Raw genomic sequence first — 14,974 nt, forward strand, 5'->3', positions numbered from 1 at the left:
CCGCGAGCAGGAGGCCGATTCGCTCCTGTTCACGGGTGACCGCCGCACCGCCGGCGTAGGCCACCGTGGGAACGAACGCGACCGACGTGACGACGGCGGCGGCGTTGGCGTCGACGCCGAGCATCGGGCCGACGACGGCCGCGAGACCGGTCAAGACGAGCGCCGACGCGCCCGCCGCGAGTCCCGCGGTGGTGTCTTCGCGGATGCGGGCGACGTACTGACCGACGACGACCGCGGCCACGCCGCCGAGGACGAGCGTCAGAATCATCCAGTCGGCCGGGACCACGGGGAGTTGGCGGATGATTTCGGGGATGCTGTGGAAGTACCCCGGAACGCCGACGAGCGACAGGATGAACGCGGCACCGGTCACGGCGACGCGAAGGGTAAACGGAATCTGCTGTTCGTACTTCGTCAGGACGACGACGAGCGCCGCCGGAACGAGAAGGCCGACGACGTACGAGAGACCGGTCAGCGGCGGAATGATGTCGACGAAGACGATGGCGACGCCTCCGCTGAACAGCAGGAACACCGCGAGCATCCCGACGACCATGCCGCCGAGTTTGAGCGCCGGCACGTTGCGCCGGGCGAGGTAGCCGCCGACGACCGTCGTGGGGACGACGAGCGTCAGGAAGAAGGTGAGATGCCAGCCGAGGTCGGCGGTGAGCGGGCGAATCGCGTCGTTGGCGACGTAGACGAGGAGGACGGCGAGGGTGACGATGCCGAACATCGTCGCGGCCAACAGCAGGTACCGGAAGACCGTCCCGGTGGTTCGGCTGACCTGTCCGAAGCTGTCGATGTAGCCGGAGTCGGTGTCGGTCGCCATTTCAGTATGCCTCCCGGTAGCGCCGCGAGACGTAGTCGCTGATGACGTTCATGATGAGCGTGATGACGAAGAGCACGAGGCCGATTGCGAACAGACTGCGGTAGGCCAGCCCGCCACCGGTGATGTCACCGGTGAGAAGCTGGACCATCGCGGCGGTCATGGGCAGCGCGCCTTCGAGATACGACGCGGGGTTCAGCGGATTGAGGAACTTCGCCTGCGCGCCCGCGGCGACGGTGACGGCCATCGTCTCGCCGATGGCGCGCGAGAGCGCGAGGATGAAAGAGGAGAAGATACCGGAGAGCGCGGCGGGGACGACGATGCCGGTCGACACGTCGAACTTCGTCGCGCCCATGCCGTAGCCCGCCTGTCGGAGTTCGTCGGGGACGGCGGACATCGCGTCCTCGCTGATGGAGGCGACCATCGGGATGATCATGATGCCGACGACGATGCTCGCAGAGAGCATGTTGAACGTCCCGATGCTGGGGAAGACGACTTCCAGCGCCGGCGTGATGTAGATGAGCGCGAAGAAGCCGTAGACGACGGTCGGGACGCCAGCGAGGATTTCCAGCGCGGGTTTGAGAATCGAGCGCGCCTGTGCGCTCGCGTACTCGCTGAGGTAGATGGCGGTGGCGACGCCGAGCGGGAGCGCGATGACGGCCGACCCGATGGTGACCATCAGCGTCGCCGACACGAGCGCCAGCACGCCGAACTCTTGGCTGTGTATCTGCCACGTGGTTCCGGTGAGGAAGTCGACGATGGACGCCGTCTCCCCCGCGACTCCCATCAGCGGGGCTGTCAGCGTGAAGAACTTGGACGCCTCCGTGATGAGAAGGCCGACGATACTGAGGGTCGTCACGACGGACAACGCCGCGCACAGGAAGAAGAACGACCGCGTCAGTAGCTCACGCGGCGAATTCTCCGTGTTCCGCGTGAGGTCGGTTTCGAGGTCATCTGTGCTCATTGGTTGGATTGAATCGTGGTATATGAAAAAGCGCTTCGTTAGCTGATTCTGTCGGGAGAGCGGCTAGTTGGCTTCCTCGATGGCCGCGTTGAGCGTGTCGAGCATCTCCTGTTGCTCGTCCTCGCTGAGCGGGACGTAGCCGACCTCTTCGGCGACGATTTCGCGGCTGGTGGCGTTGTCAATCCAGTAGCGAGCGAACTCGGCGACGTGGTTCTCCGCGAGCGACTCGCGGGCGGGGTAGGTGAAAAGCGGGCGGGAAAGCGGGTTGTACTCGCCGGACAGGGCCGTGTCGAGCGACGGTTCGACGAATTCGCCGGCGTCGTTCTCGATGGCGACCGCCTGCACGGCGTCGGTGTTCTCGCTGTAGTACGCGAAGCCGAGGTAGCCGATGGCGTACTCGGACCCCTCGACGCCTTGGATGATGGTGCGGTCCTGCTCGGTCGCGGAGTAGTCCTGGCGGTGGCCCGGACCTTCCTCGCCGAGGATGGCCTCGATGAAGTAGTCGTACGTACCGGAGGCGTCGGTGGGGCCGTAGATTTCGATTTCCTCGTCGGGCCACTCGGAATTGACGTCGGACCACGTCGTCGGCGTCGACTCGGCCGAGAAGATGGTCCGGAGCTGTTCGACGGTGAGGCCCTCGCCGATGAAGTCGTTGTCGTTGTTGACGATGACCGTCAGCGCGTCGGTGGCGACCTTGAGTTCGACGGGGGTCACGTCGTTGTCCTCACACTGCGTCTCTTCTTCGCCCTTGATGGGGCGCGAGGCGTTGTTGAAGTCGGTCTGGCCCGTACAGAAGTAGTTCGCGAAGCCGCCACCGGAGCCGGTGGACTGGAGGTTGATGTTGACCTCGGAGTGCTCGGTCTGGAAGCGCTCACCCATCGCGGTTGCGAGCGGGAACACCGTCGAGGAGCCGGCGATGTCGATGGTTCCCGAGAGCTCGTTGCTCCCGTCGCCCGACGAGTCCTCTCCCTCGGAGTCGCCGCCGGAGTCACCGTTGTCGGTGTTGTTCTCCGTACACCCGGCGAGTCCAGCGAGACCGGCCGTGCCCGAGGCAATCAGGAACTTACGCCGCGAAAGACCGCTGTCCGAGTTACGCGTCATCGATTTTGACGAGCCGATTTTCGCGTAAATACCCTGCTATGACAACTATATAGTGATACATTCCGGTATGTCCACAATGATTGCTAACATGTAACAAGAACGGCGTGAGACCGACGAAAGAAGCGGATTGTCCCATTCGATGCCGTCTCGTACGGGTACTTTTTCCGGCGTGTCAGAAAACGTGGGGGACACCGGCCGACAGGCACGGTGCAAAATAACTACGGAGTGGACGAAGTTTCGAGCCAGAATCAGAACGTAACACGTTCGTCCGCGTCCATCACATAAAATATGGCTTCAATATATAGAGATGGACAGTTTTATTGTGTATTGAGAACCACCCACGGACATGGTCGAAACCCGAAAGGTGCAGGTGACGGGTGGTTCCACCTACACCGTCTCGATTCCCAAAGACTGGGCGACGGACAACGGCGTCTCGGCGGGGAGCGAAGTCGAATTCTATCCGGAGGGCGACTCGCTGTTCTTGACGCCCCGCTCGGAAGAAGAACGCACTGAGGGTACCCTCGACATCGCGACCCTCGAAGGCGACGAACTCACGCGCGCCGTCATGACGATGTACGTGAGCGGGTTCGACATCATCGCGCTGGAGAGTTCACGCATCACGACCGACCAGCGACGGACCATCCGCGAGGCGACCCAGAGCCTCGTCGGCCTCGAAGTGCTCGAAGAGACGCGCGACCGGGTCGTCATCCGCGACCTGCTCGACTCCTCCGAGCTATCCATCCACAACGCGGTCACCCGGATGCGACTCATCTCGCTTTCGATGCTCGAAGACGCTATCGCGGCTATCGCCGAGCAGGACGACGACATGGCCCGCGACGTCATCCAGCGCGACGACGACGTCGACCGCCTCTGGATGGTCGTCTCCCGCATCTTCCGCGCGACGCTCCGGACCCCGAAGGCCGCCGAGGAACTCGGTCTGCCCCGCGAAATCTGCTTCGACTACCAGTCCGCCGCCCGGCAACTGGAGCGCATCGGCGACCACGCGACCAAAATCGCCCACCTCTCGTTGAACTTCGAGGAGCCGGTCGACGACGAAATCGTCGAGGCGATTCAGGAGCTGTTCGAGGAGGCGAAGGCCGTCGTCAACGGCGGCATGGACGCGCTGTTCGCCGAGGAGAGCGACGAGGCGAGCCGCCTCGCCAACGAGTCCCGCGAGGCCGTCCAGGCCATCGACACGAGTGCCCGCGGCATCGACGAGCTCCTCCGCGGCCTCGACCCGGCCCGCGCGCAACTGCTCGGCCTCATCGTCGACTCCGTCTCCCGGAGCGCCGACTACGGCGGCAACATCGCCGAGACGGCGCTTCAGAAGGCCGCACCGACGCCCTGACCGGTCAGCCTACTCGCTGACAGCGGCTCGTCGCACGGTTCGATTCAGTATCGTCCAGTCTCGTTTTCGACTTCGACCGTACCACGTCCGCGAGCGACGGCCGCGGGGCTCACCGGCGTAAAACAGTCGGACCGCGCCGAAACGGCGACGCGGGGAGAGAAACTTACTCCTCGTCGACGACGACGGCGTTGACCTGCCCGTCCTGACCGGGGCGGGAGGTGACGCGGGCGCGGCCGGCGCTCGTCTCGATGATGGAGCCCTTCGTGATGATGTTCCGGCGGGCGTAGTTGACGTTCGACGGGTTGTCGACGACGCCTTCGATGTCGGCCTGCGTCACGTCGGAGCCGTCGGCGACCTGCGCGACGTTCGTCGAGAGGGCGCGGACCTTCTCGTTGTTCCCGCGGGAGTCGATGATCTGGAACCGGGGCTCGCCGACCGTCGTGGCGGCGGGTTCGCGGCCCAGCTGGTAGCGCTTCTTGTTTCGGGACGGCTTGCGCCGACCGCCGGTCCGCTTCCGCTTGGAGCGTCCTTGGTCCTTCATACGGGGTAAAAACCTCGGTGACTACTTGAATCGCTCGAATCGGTGCTCCGCGGAGGCGGGTGCCACCACGCCTCTCGGGCGCGATAGCAACGCAAACCGTTTAGTTCGCCCGCGCCCGCCGTCGAACCGATGAGTCTCGACGTTACCGTCGCCGTCCCCTTCCGGCAACACGGCTCGACCCGCCTCGGCGAGGGCGAGTTCGTCGTCGCCCTGTCGCTCGACCGCGACTGGTTCTCCCCGGACCAGGCGAAGCGCCTCATCGACCTCGCGGCGGGCCGCGGCCTCGTCGAACGCGACGACGGCGAGGTCGTCGCGACGTTCGACCCCGCCGGCGTACAGATTCCCGAGGAGTTCGAACCCGACGCCTCCGTCCTCCGCGAGCAGTCGGCGTTCGAGCAGATTCTCGACGCCTGCGTCGCCGCCGGCATCGAAAAACAGGCCGCCGTCGCCGGCATCAACGAGCGACAGTCCCGCCTCGGCGTCACCGCCGAGGCCGCCGCGGTCCTCTTCGCGCGCGCGAACGACGTGAACGTAGACGACGCGGCCGAGAAAGCAAAGCGGTCGCTGGCCGAGTAGCGTCCTCCCGCCTTTCCCCTTCGCCCCTCTGCTCGCCAGCGAAGCGACACCCCGAAACCGTCCGGGCGCGAACGTCCGGCATGGTCGTCGATTCGCTCTCCGACGGGACACGCATCGCTCAACTGCTCGCCTCGGAGGTCACGGGCCACGAGGACGCCTTTTCTGTTCTCTCCATCGTCGATTCCAACCCCGACGTGGAACCGACCGACGACGGCGCGCTCGCCTACGCCGTCGCCGCCGACGGCGAACGCGTCGCCGAGGTGTACGTCCAACCGGACCGCGCCCGCGTCGAGTTCATCGCCCACCCCGACGTGACCGCCGAGGCCGCGTCCGAGGAGGGACTTCGCGTGCGCCCGAAGGCGGTCCGCCCGCCGCGGACGCTCGTGTTCGTCGAGGACGGCGCGCAGGTGAAGTGGACGCTCCCGGCGTTCCGCGCGCTGGTCGCGGCGCTCGAAGCCGGAGACCGAGACCGAGACGAAGAATAGACGCTCGTCGCGCGACCGACTCAGAGGTCCGCGACGAGTTCAGGAAGCGCCGTCGGCAGGTCGTCGTGGTGGATGTGGGCGACCGCCCGCGGGTCGGGGTCGTCACAGCCCTCGCCGAGCACCTGCACCGGGAGCATCCCGGCGTCGTGCGCGCCGGCGATGTCGTGGTGGACGCTGTCGCCGACGTAGACGGTCTCCTCGGGTTCGGTCCCAAGATCGTCGAGGAGGGCGCGGAACGCCCGCTCGTCCGGCTTTCCGGCGGGGAGCGCCCCGGTCACGAGGGCCGTGTCGAAGTGGTCGCGCCACCCGAGTTTGTCGATTTTCGCCTCCTGGGCCACGACCGGCCCGTTGGTGAGGAGGCCGACGCGGTAGGTCGTCCGCAGGCCGGCGAGCATCGCCTCGACGCCCTCGACGGGGACGACCGCGTCGGTGATTCGCTCTCTGTACGCCGTCGCGACGCGCTCCGGGTCGACGGGAGAGCCGTGCTCGTCGAGGAGCGTCTCGAAGATGGGCGCGCGGGTCTCGCGCGTGAGGTTCTCTTGGTGTGCCCGGAGATACGCCTCTCGGGTCAGCGGGGGCGCGCCCGCCGCCGCCGCCGCCTCCGAGAGAATCGTCTCGCGGTCCCGCGTCGGGACGGCGAGTGTGTAGTCGAGGTCGAACCCGACCGCGCTGACAGACATCGTCGGTGAAGCGTTGGCAACGGAGCGGTATGAGCGTGCCGGGACCTGTCGAGGGGGCGACCCGTCGCGCGTCGGCTCGCCGCGGGCCAGTCCAAACGACCGCCCACCGACGACGACAACCACTATACCCGTCGGCGACGACGCCGAGATATGACCCTCGACCCCGTCCACGTGGACGACATCGCGTCCATGGCGAGTTCCATCGCTGACTCGGTCGACGACGCCGACTACGACGACCTCGCGCGGACGGTCTGGGAATCGTGGCTGGATCCCCTCGAATCGCCCGACGGAGGACTCCCAATCGTCGAGCCGCTCGGCGAACAGCGCCTCCACGCCGCCGCCATCGACGACGTCGCGCTCACGGAGTCGCCGTTTCCGACCGTCCACGGCCTCGACTCGGGGACCATCAACCCGACGACGTTCAAAAACGGGCTCGTCCTCGACGTGGCTCACGCCGCGATGGCGTCCGAGCCGTCCGACCTCGACCTCCACCGACACCGCTCTATCGTCATGGCGGCCCACACCCACGATCCGGTCCAGTTTTTCGACACGGACGAGTGGCTCCAGTCCGACGAGGGCTACGGCCGCCGGCGCGTCCTGAGCGTCCCGCGAGTCAACCGCTACGCCGAGGGCGTCGTCCACGCGCTCGCGCTTTACCTCGCCGAGAGCGCCCACGCGCTCGAACACGCCGACGCCGTCTCCGACCTGCTCATTCTCGACGGGCCGGTGTACCCGAAGGAACTCCTGAACTGGCGCGACCGCGACGCCGAACTGAAAGACCTCGCGCGCGACGCGAAGCCGAAGGCCGTCGTGGAGAACTACATCCGCCTCGTCGAGCGATTCGTCGAGCGCGACGTGCCCCTCGCCGGCTTCGTGAAGAACCCCGGCGCGAAACACGTCGTCCGCACGGTCAGAAAACAGCTCGACGGGACCGACGCCGGCAGGCGGCCGTGGGTCGACGACGCCGCCTTTTTCGTCAACCTGCTCGAACGCCGGGAGGGCCCCGACGGCGACGAGCGCCGCACCGAGGAGCTCACGTTCACGAGCTGGTTCGTCTCGCGCGGCGGGTCGGACCGCCAACTGAGCGCCGAGGGCGAGGCGTTCGGCATCGAGCGAACGCTCGACCCCGAGGCGTACACGGTGACGTTCTTCGTGCTGTACGACCCCCGAACCGACGTGTGCTACCGGGTCGAAGCGCCCTACGCGTTCACGAAGGACCCCGACCGACGCGCCGACCTGATGCACCACGTCGTCCGCGACGTGGCCGCCACGCGCGGGCCGCCGCTGGCGGTCGAGAAGGCCGACGAACTCGCGCGGGTGAGCGTCGGCGAGAAGGCCGCGCTCAGGCGGAAGCTCTCGGAGAAACTCGACTCTGACCAGATGAAGAGCTACGACAACATCCGCTGGGTCGACGCCGACGAGTAAGAGCGGCCCGACCGAAGCGCGCCCCGGCGACCGACCTCCCTCAGAGCGACGCGTCGCCCTCGGGAGAGCCCTCGTCCGCGGAGCGGTCCGCCGCATCCGGCTGTTCGTCCTCCGGCGTCCCCTCCTCTTCGGGTCTGACGACCTCGACCCGCACATCGTCGGCTGGGACGCCGACCCGCGCGAACTGCGTCCTGACGTGTTCTTTGGCCGCCGACAGCGCCTGCTCACGGGTGTCGAAGCCGCGGGGAAGCGGCGTGTCGAAGGCGACGCGAATCGTCCGCCCGTCGATTTCGGTCTCCGAGCCGCCGCTTTCGACCTCGTAGAACTCGTCGCAGACCCAGACGTAGGGCGCGTCCTCGTCCGGCGCGCCGCGGTAGGTCGGCGCTTGCTCCCCCCGTTCGAATATCGTACCGGTGAGTGCCGTGCCGCCGCCGTGACCGCGGACCAATAACATAGCCGGGCTAGGTGCGCGACACGGAAAAGTCGTACGCGACGGCCCGAGAGCGCGTCATCTGGGACCGTTCGACAGGGGAACCGCGCACCGTCGCCGACGCGTGGCTTTTTACTCGCCGCCCGCAAGCGTTGGAACATGACCGATTTGGGGGATTTCAGCGACTTCGCCGGCGACGACCCCGACGACTCGTCCGACGCGGACCGAGACGAGCCGACCGCTGACGCCACCGGAAACGGGCGCTCCGCGCGTTCTGAATCCGTCTCGGAAACTGAGAGCGCGACCGCCGCGAGTTCAGCCGACGGCGACGCCGTCGATATCGACCGCGACGGGCGCGACGACCGCGACGGCGGCGATTCGACCGATGCGACCGGCCCGACCGACGAGGCGGACGACCTGCAGTTCGACGAGTACGACGCCGACCCCGTCGGCGACGAGCGGGGCGTCGGCGCGATTGCGGTCTCGCAGGGCCTGCGCGTGTCGGAAGACCCCGAGCGGACGGCGCTTCGGGCGTTCGTGACCGCGGGAAATCGTGAGCGCGTCCGCCTCGGCAAGTACCTCATCGTCCCCTACCCGGACGACGAACTGCTGTTCTGCCGCATCGTCGGCCTGGAGTACGCCCAGGAGTTTCAGGCCGACGACGCGACTGAGATTCACGCCCGCCGGGCGATGCGCCGCCCCGCAGACGAGTTCGAGGAGCGCGATTTCAAGTTCATGGCCGAACTCGAACCCATCGCCGTCCTGTTTTCGGACCGCGGCGAACTCAAGCGCCGGATGGTCGACCGCGTGCCGAAACCACAGGCGACGGTCGGTGAGGCCACCGACGCGACCCAGATTAAGACCGGGCTGAAGATTCCCGAGGAGGGCGTCTTCCTCGGCCACCTCTCCGTCGGCGGCGAGAAGGTCCGAACCGCGGCACGGCCGCCAACCATCGACTACCGACTGAACGACGACTACACCGACGGCGACCCGCTCGTGTTCCGCCACACGCTCGTCGCCGGCGGCACCGGGTCTGGCAAGACCCACGCCTCGAAGAACATCCTCCGGCAGTACCTCTCGGAGGAGCGGAGCTACGAGATGGACGACGGCCGTGAAGTCCAGACCGCGGTCGTCCAGTTCGACCCGCAGGACGAGTACGCCCAGATGCACGACGACAACCCGGACATGGACGACGAGACGGCCCGGCGCTACGAGCGCGAGGGCGTCGCTCACGGCGGCCACGACGACACCGTCGCGCTCGTCCCGAAGATGGCCGGGTCGTCGTACCCCGGTGCGAACCACCGCGCCGAGCAGTTAGAGTTCACCATCCCCTTCTCGATGGCGCGGGACCTCCCGTGGCTCGTCGCCGGCAGCAGCCTCAACGACAACCAGTACCCGGCGCTCACCGAACTCCTGAACCGCTTCTTCCGGAATTACGGCGACTCGGGGACGTACAAGCAGTTCCTCCAGTTCCTCGACGACCCGGCGCTGAAAGAGGAACTCCACGAGTCGGGGCGGGTCCACGAGGCGACCTTCGACGCGGTGAAACGTCGGGTCCGCGGCGTGCCGAGCGGCGTGTTCGACCAGGACGCCCGCCCGATAACCGAACTCGACCACCAGCTCGTCCGCCCCGGCGGGCTGACGGTCGTGCCGACCTACCACCTCTCGTCGAGCCGGGCGAAAGAGCTGTTCGTCCTCGCGGTGTCGGCGTTACTCATCGACGACAAGCTCTCGAACGACCCCGCGAGCGACCGCATCAAGGAGACGCCGGTCGTCCTCGGGATGGACGAGGCGCACAACTTCCTCACCGACGCCGACACCGTACAGGCGCGGAAGGTCATCCAGAAGTTCACTGAGGCGGCCAAGCAGGGCCGAAAGGAGCGACTCGGCCTGTTTCTCATCACGCAGGACCCACAGGACATCGCCGATCCGGTGTTCAAGCAGGTGAACACCAAGGTCGTGCTCAACCTCGGCGACGAGGACGCCATCAAGAGCGTCAACATCCCGCCGAACCTCGAAGACAAGGTGCCGTACATGGAGAAGGGCCAGATGGTCGTCTACTCGCCCGACAACTCCGAACCCGTCGAGCTGACGGGGCTTTCGACCTGCGTGACGCGACACGGCGACTGAGTACCCGGAACGCCCCGCGCCGTCCGTCGCAGGGACCGGGTCGCGGCTGTTCGGGGGCGCACCCGCCGGGCGGATTTTTAGCCCGCGGCCGAGTAGGCCGAAATATGGCCGAACACGTGCTCGTTCCGACCGACGGGTCGCCGCAGTCAGTCGCCGCGGTCCGCTTCGCCGCCACGGAGTGGCCGGACGCGGAACTCACGCTTTTGAACGTCATCAACCCCGCCGACGCCGACTATCGAGAACGGGCGCTCAGCGGCTCCGAAGAGTGGTTTCAAGCGGAGAAACGGAAGGCGAGAGAGACGTTCGCCGAGGTGAAAGCCGAGGTGGGGCTCGTCGACACCGACAGGACGATCACCGACCGCATCGAGGTCGGCAGCCCACAGAAAGTCATCGTCGAGGTGCTGGACGACGACGCCGGTTACGACCACGTCGTGATGGGGAGCCACGGCCGAACCGGCGTCTCGCGCATCCTGCTCGGGAGCGTCGCCGAGGAGGTCCTCCGGCGGTCGCCCGTGCCCGTGACCATCGTCAGGTGAGTCGCGACGAGGGGACGCCGCCACAGAACCGTGTCTCCGACCTCGCGGTGACACGGACGTCACCCAGTAGCGTGATGATACGAGCACTGCGAACACACCGGAATCGGCCGATTCACCCGGATTGCAACGCCCTATTTCCGTGCCGCCCCTCGTGGGAACCAATGGAATTCACGGAAGTCGCGACGACCCGTCGCTCGGTCCACGACTACGCCGACGAGTCGCTCGACGACGAGACCCTCCAGACGATATTCGAAAACGCCGTGCAGGCCCCGTCGAGCTACAATCTCCAGCCGTGGGAGTTCGTCGTGCTGCGGGAAGACGAGACACAGCAGGCGCTCCGCGAGGCGGCCTACGACCAAGAACACGTCACCGGTGCCGCCGCGTCGGTCATCGTACTTGGCAACAAAGACCCCGAGGCCCACGCCGAGACCGTCACCGACGACATGCTGGAGAAGGGCTACCTGCCGAACGAGGAGGTCCGCGACGGCATCCTCGAGAACATCGCCGGCATGGCCGACCTCCCCGAACAGGAGCGCCGCGTCTGGACCGTTCGCTCGACGTCGCTCGTCGCCATGTCGCTCATGTACGCCGCGTGGGACGAGGGCGTGGCCACCTGTCCCATCGGTGGCTTCGACGCCGACGCCGTTCTCGACGCGTTCGACATCGACGGCGAGCAATACGAGCCCGTGATGCTCCTGACGATGGGCATCCCCGCCGACGACGCCGGCGAGTTGCAGGCGGAGCGCAAGTACCGCCGCCCCGTCGACGAGGTCGTCCACTTCGAGGGCTTCGAGTCCGAACAGTCGGCCGAACCGGCGCCCGCCGACGACTGAGACGGCCGTAACTGACGAATCGCGTTTAGCCCTCTCACGGGAACGATACAGTCGGACACAGACCCTCCGTGAGCCGCGCGGCGAAACGCGGGCTCAGAAAATATTCGCCTGCTGGTAGACGCTGATGCCCTCGTTCGTGAGTTCGTAGGGCTTGGTCTCGCGGGAGTGGTTGGCGTCGCGTATCTTCTGAATCTCGATTGCGAGCCGCGTCTCGCGGAAGTCGTCGTTTCGGACGTACTGGAGAACGAACACGGCGTCGGAGAGGTACTCGACGATACCGTGTCTGGAGACGTAGGGGTTGGACTGGTCCGCCTCGGAGGTGAGCATCGTCGTCACACCCGCGTCCTTCAGCGCCCGCGTGAAGTTGAACACCTCGCTGCGGCGCTTCGAGGGGTGGTCGTACATCATCTCCAAAAGCGAGACGGAGTCGAGGACGAGTCGGTCGGCACCGAACTCCTCGACCAGCCGCGGGAGGTCGTTTCGGATGCTCGACAGGCTGTTCGCCATCTCCACGGGGTCGAGGTCCACGACGGACAGTCGCCCCTCGGCCTCGTGTTTCGAAAAGTCCCACCCCTTCTCGTCGGCGGTGTCGAGGATGCGCTCGCGACTCTCTTCGAGCGTAATGTAGACGCCGCTGTCGCCGTCTTCGAGCGCCTTCCGGAGGAACTGCAGGCCGAACGTCGTCTTGCCGGTCCCGGCGCTCCCGATAGTGACCATGAGCGACCGGTCCGGGACGCCGCCGAGAATCATGTCGTCGAGACCTTCGATACCGATGTCGATGCGGTCGATATCGGAATCGAACTCCTCGTCGTCGAACGCCGGCGGCTCCGACTCTCCCGGGTCGGAGCTGAATCCGAACTCGTCGCCGGACTGCTCGTCGCCGAAGCCGCCGCCCGGGTCGGGCATCGGCGCGTTCTCGAACGCCGTGGCGAAGTCGGTCGAAAAGGGGTCGTCGTCGAAGGAGTCGCCGCCGTCGAACGGGTCGCCGTTCTCGAACGACAGCGACTCTCCGCCGCTGTCCCCGGTCTCGGTGTCGTCTTCCGACGGTTCGTCCGCGGGGTCCGCGACCGCATCGCTCTCGGGAGACCCGTCGGTCTCACCATCGCCGCGCTGCTCGCTTTCGTCCGGGTCCGCGTCGTCTGCGTCGGTCTCGCCGTCGTCGCGCTCGCGGAGTGCCCGCTCGAACCAGTCGTCGTCACTCACGGGAGCCACCACCGAACGACAGCGCGGCCGGCGTCCGTGCCTGCCATCACCTCAAGGTAGGCAGGCGTCGTGATGAACGTTTCCCGTGCGCGGAGCTACCGCGCGGCGTCGAGCGGAGACGGGCCGGGCGACGTGACGGTGGGCTTTTGCCCGGGGACGCCAAATCGCGGTGCATGAAGGTCGGCATCGTCGCACAGAAGGGCAACAGCCGGGCCGCGTACCTCGCCGCGGACGCGAGCGAGGCGCTCGCCGAAGTCGACGCCGAGGCGGTCGTCGACGCGGCGACCGCCGAGAAGCTGGGCGTCGAGGGCGTCCCCGTCGAGTCGCTGGACGACTGCGACCTCGTGGTGAGCATCGGCGGCGACGGAACGTTTCTCTACGCCGCCCGCGGTGCCGACGGCGTCCCAATTCTCGGCGTCAATCTCGGCGAGGTCGGCTTCCTGAACGCCGTCTCGCCCGACGACGCCATCGACGAGGTGCTGGCCGAGGTCGCCGCGTTCCGCGAGGGGAACCAATCGATTCGGGAGGTCCCCAGAATCGTCGCCAGCGGCGACGGCTGGGAGATGGACCCGTCGATGAACGAGGTCGTCGTCCACGGCCCGCGCCGGGGTCACGGCGGCGGCGCGGACTTGGAAGTCCGCGTGAACGGCTCCGTGTACTCCGGCGGCCACGCCGACGGCGTGCTCGTCACGACGCCCGCGGGGAGCTCCGCCTACAACCTCAGCGAGGGCGGGCCGCTCGTCCACCCCGGCGTCGAGGGACTCGTCATCACCGAGATGGCCGCCGACGCGGGGATGCCGCCGCTCGTCGTCCCGTTGGATGCTGCGGTGACCGTCAGCGTCACCGGCGCGCCGTCGTCGGTCGTCGTCGGCGACGGCCGGACCCGACGGACGGTGTCGCCGCCGACGGAAATTCACATCGAGCGGTCCGACTCGCCGGTCCGACTCGCCGGTCCGACCTCCGACTTCTTTGAAGCGCTCGGAAAACTCGACTGACCGCGCTGCCGCGGTCGGCTACTCCGCGAGTTCTCGTTTGCCCTCGTCGCCCGACGCCTCAGCGCGGGGGAGCGGCGTCCAGTCGATGTCGACCACGTTGTCCGCCCGCCCGCGGAGCCCTGGCCGAGAGACGACCTCGAACGTCCGGTTTTCGGTCTCGCGGGTGAAAAGCGAGTGCGCGAGGACGTTCGCCACGTCGGCACGGGGGACGCTTCCGCAGACCGAGTCGCCGCCCTCGCCGACGACCACGTCGGCGGTCGCGGGGGCGTCGGTGAGCGCGCCGGGCCTGATAATCGTGTGGTCGAGCGGCGCGTCTCGAAGCCGATTCTCGCTTCGTTCCTTCGCTGAAAGGACGCCCGACGCGGTAAGAAGCGCGCGGAGCGACAGCGGGAGTCCGCCCTTCGAGTCGCCGACGCCGATGGAGGACATGAGAACGAACCGCTGTGCGCCGGAGGCGGTCGCGGCGTCCACGAGGTTGACGACGCCCGCGCCGTCGACGAGGTCGCCGCGGATGGTTTCGAGCCCCGCCGAGACGCCGACTGCGGAGACGACGGCGTCGGCGTCGAGAACCGCCCGCCGGGCGTCGTCGGGGTCGAGGAGGTCGCCGACGACGACCTCGTCCGCACCGCGCGCTCGGAGGTCGGATTCGGCGTCGGCGTCGCGGGTCAGCGCCCTGACGACGAGGGGAGTGTCCGCCAACGCGTCGAGGACGTGTCGGCCGGTCCGACCCGTCGCACCGGCGAGGAGGACGCGACCGCGATTGCGTGCCATACCCGCGCATGGGTGCGGGGCTCAATAACCTTCGGGAACGCGTCAAAAGTCCGGGTCGGCGTCGGCCGCCAGTCGGGAGCACAGACGGGTCGAGTCGGCGGTGAGTCGAAGAATCGGGTCGGGTGGGTCGCGCGCC

At 67.2% G+C, this 14,974-nt stretch carries 15 protein-coding genes and 1 pseudogene; 8 read left to right on the forward strand and 8 right to left on the reverse strand.

The window, feature by feature from the left end; translation table 11 throughout:
* The 3 genes and pseudogenes from NKF06_RS03010 to NKF06_RS03020 all read right to left on the reverse strand — a co-directional run.
* Nucleotides 1–823, reverse strand: a pseudogene (locus NKF06_RS03010) (phosphate ABC transporter, permease protein PstA); the annotation flags it as partial.
* Nucleotide 824: 1 nt separating this feature from the next.
* Nucleotides 825–1,784: a phosphate ABC transporter permease subunit PstC gene (gene pstC, locus NKF06_RS03015; RefSeq protein ID WP_042662128.1), complete on the reverse strand. Its 960-nt coding sequence runs from the start codon at nucleotides 1,782–1,784 to the stop codon at nucleotides 825–827.
* A 63-nt stretch (nucleotides 1,785–1,847) separates the two neighbouring features.
* On the reverse strand, nucleotides 1,848–2,885 hold the full coding sequence (locus NKF06_RS03020) for a PstS family phosphate ABC transporter substrate-binding protein (RefSeq protein ID WP_253244481.1): 1,038 nt from the start codon (nucleotides 2,883–2,885) through the stop codon (nucleotides 1,848–1,850).
* Between the two features lie 346 nt (nucleotides 2,886–3,231).
* Here NKF06_RS03020 and NKF06_RS03025 point away from each other — a divergent pair, with 346 nt between their 5' ends.
* Nucleotides 3,232–4,233, forward strand: coding sequence for a phosphate uptake regulator PhoU (locus NKF06_RS03025; protein WP_042662126.1), 1,002 nt, complete (start codon nucleotides 3,232–3,234; stop codon nucleotides 4,231–4,233).
* A gap of 163 nt (nucleotides 4,234–4,396) precedes the next feature.
* Here the strand turns inward: NKF06_RS03025 and NKF06_RS03030 are convergent, their stop codons facing one another.
* Nucleotides 4,397–4,774: a 30S ribosomal protein S8e gene (locus NKF06_RS03030; protein ID WP_253244482.1), complete on the reverse strand. Its 378-nt coding sequence runs from the start codon at nucleotides 4,772–4,774 to the stop codon at nucleotides 4,397–4,399.
* Between the two features lie 129 nt (nucleotides 4,775–4,903).
* Between NKF06_RS03030 and NKF06_RS03035 the strand changes: the two genes are divergently transcribed.
* A complete protein-coding gene (locus NKF06_RS03035) occupies nucleotides 4,904–5,350 on the forward strand; it encodes a DUF2240 family protein (protein ID WP_058566799.1) in 447 nt (148 codons plus the stop codon).
* Nucleotides 5,351–5,430: 80 nt separating this feature from the next.
* The gene (locus NKF06_RS03040) at nucleotides 5,431–5,835 is read left to right on the forward strand and encodes a hypothetical protein (protein WP_058827683.1); all 405 of its coding nucleotides are present in this window, start codon (nucleotides 5,431–5,433) and stop codon (nucleotides 5,833–5,835) included.
* A gap of 20 nt (nucleotides 5,836–5,855) precedes the next feature.
* Here NKF06_RS03040 and NKF06_RS03045 read toward each other — a convergent pair whose 3' ends face one another.
* On the reverse strand, nucleotides 5,856–6,515 hold the full coding sequence (locus tag NKF06_RS03045; RefSeq protein ID WP_058566797.1) for an HAD family hydrolase: 660 nt from the start codon (nucleotides 6,513–6,515) through the stop codon (nucleotides 5,856–5,858).
* A gap of 150 nt (nucleotides 6,516–6,665) precedes the next feature.
* Here NKF06_RS03045 and NKF06_RS03050 point away from each other — a divergent pair, with 150 nt between their 5' ends.
* A complete protein-coding gene (locus NKF06_RS03050) occupies nucleotides 6,666–7,940 on the forward strand; it encodes a DNA double-strand break repair nuclease NurA (RefSeq protein ID WP_058827685.1) in 1,275 nt (424 codons plus the stop codon).
* A 40-nt stretch (nucleotides 7,941–7,980) separates the two neighbouring features.
* Here NKF06_RS03050 and NKF06_RS03055 read toward each other — a convergent pair whose 3' ends face one another.
* The gene (locus tag NKF06_RS03055) at nucleotides 7,981–8,394 is read right to left on the reverse strand and encodes a hypothetical protein (RefSeq protein ID WP_058827686.1); all 414 of its coding nucleotides are present in this window, start codon (nucleotides 8,392–8,394) and stop codon (nucleotides 7,981–7,983) included.
* Nucleotides 8,395–8,529: 135 nt separating this feature from the next.
* Between NKF06_RS03055 and NKF06_RS03060 the strand changes: the two genes are divergently transcribed.
* From NKF06_RS03060 to NKF06_RS03070, 3 genes are all read left to right on the forward strand, one after another.
* A complete protein-coding gene (locus NKF06_RS03060; RefSeq protein ID WP_253244483.1) occupies nucleotides 8,530–10,500 on the forward strand; it encodes an ATP-binding protein in 1,971 nt (656 codons plus the stop codon).
* Nucleotides 10,501–10,604: 104 nt separating this feature from the next.
* The gene (locus NKF06_RS03065) at nucleotides 10,605–11,036 is read left to right on the forward strand and encodes a universal stress protein (RefSeq protein WP_253244484.1); all 432 of its coding nucleotides are present in this window, start codon (nucleotides 10,605–10,607) and stop codon (nucleotides 11,034–11,036) included.
* A 161-nt stretch (nucleotides 11,037–11,197) separates the two neighbouring features.
* Nucleotides 11,198–11,869 (forward strand): nitroreductase family protein, encoded by a 672-nt coding sequence (locus NKF06_RS03070; RefSeq protein ID WP_253244485.1) that lies wholly within the window; start codon nucleotides 11,198–11,200, stop codon nucleotides 11,867–11,869.
* A gap of 93 nt (nucleotides 11,870–11,962) precedes the next feature.
* On the opposite strand, the gene NKF06_RS03075 is transcribed toward NKF06_RS03070, so the two are convergent.
* On the reverse strand, nucleotides 11,963–13,072 hold the full coding sequence (locus tag NKF06_RS03075) for a KaiC domain-containing protein (RefSeq protein ID WP_253244486.1): 1,110 nt from the start codon (nucleotides 13,070–13,072) through the stop codon (nucleotides 11,963–11,965).
* Between the two features lie 173 nt (nucleotides 13,073–13,245).
* Here NKF06_RS03075 and NKF06_RS03080 point away from each other — a divergent pair, with 173 nt between their 5' ends.
* Nucleotides 13,246–14,067 (forward strand): NAD(+)/NADH kinase, encoded by an 822-nt coding sequence (locus NKF06_RS03080; RefSeq protein WP_058827692.1) that lies wholly within the window; start codon nucleotides 13,246–13,248, stop codon nucleotides 14,065–14,067.
* Between the two features lie 18 nt (nucleotides 14,068–14,085).
* On the opposite strand, the gene NKF06_RS03085 is transcribed toward NKF06_RS03080, so the two are convergent.
* Nucleotides 14,086–14,838, reverse strand: a complete 753-nt coding sequence (locus tag NKF06_RS03085; protein WP_058827693.1) for an SDR family oxidoreductase — start codon at nucleotides 14,836–14,838, stop codon at nucleotides 14,086–14,088.
* Nucleotides 14,839–14,974: the final 136 nt, after the last annotated feature.

Origin of the sequence: Haloferax sp. AB510, assembly GCF_024136985.1 — an archaeon.
Lineage (GTDB): Archaea > Halobacteriota > Halobacteria > Halobacteriales > Haloferacaceae > Haloferax.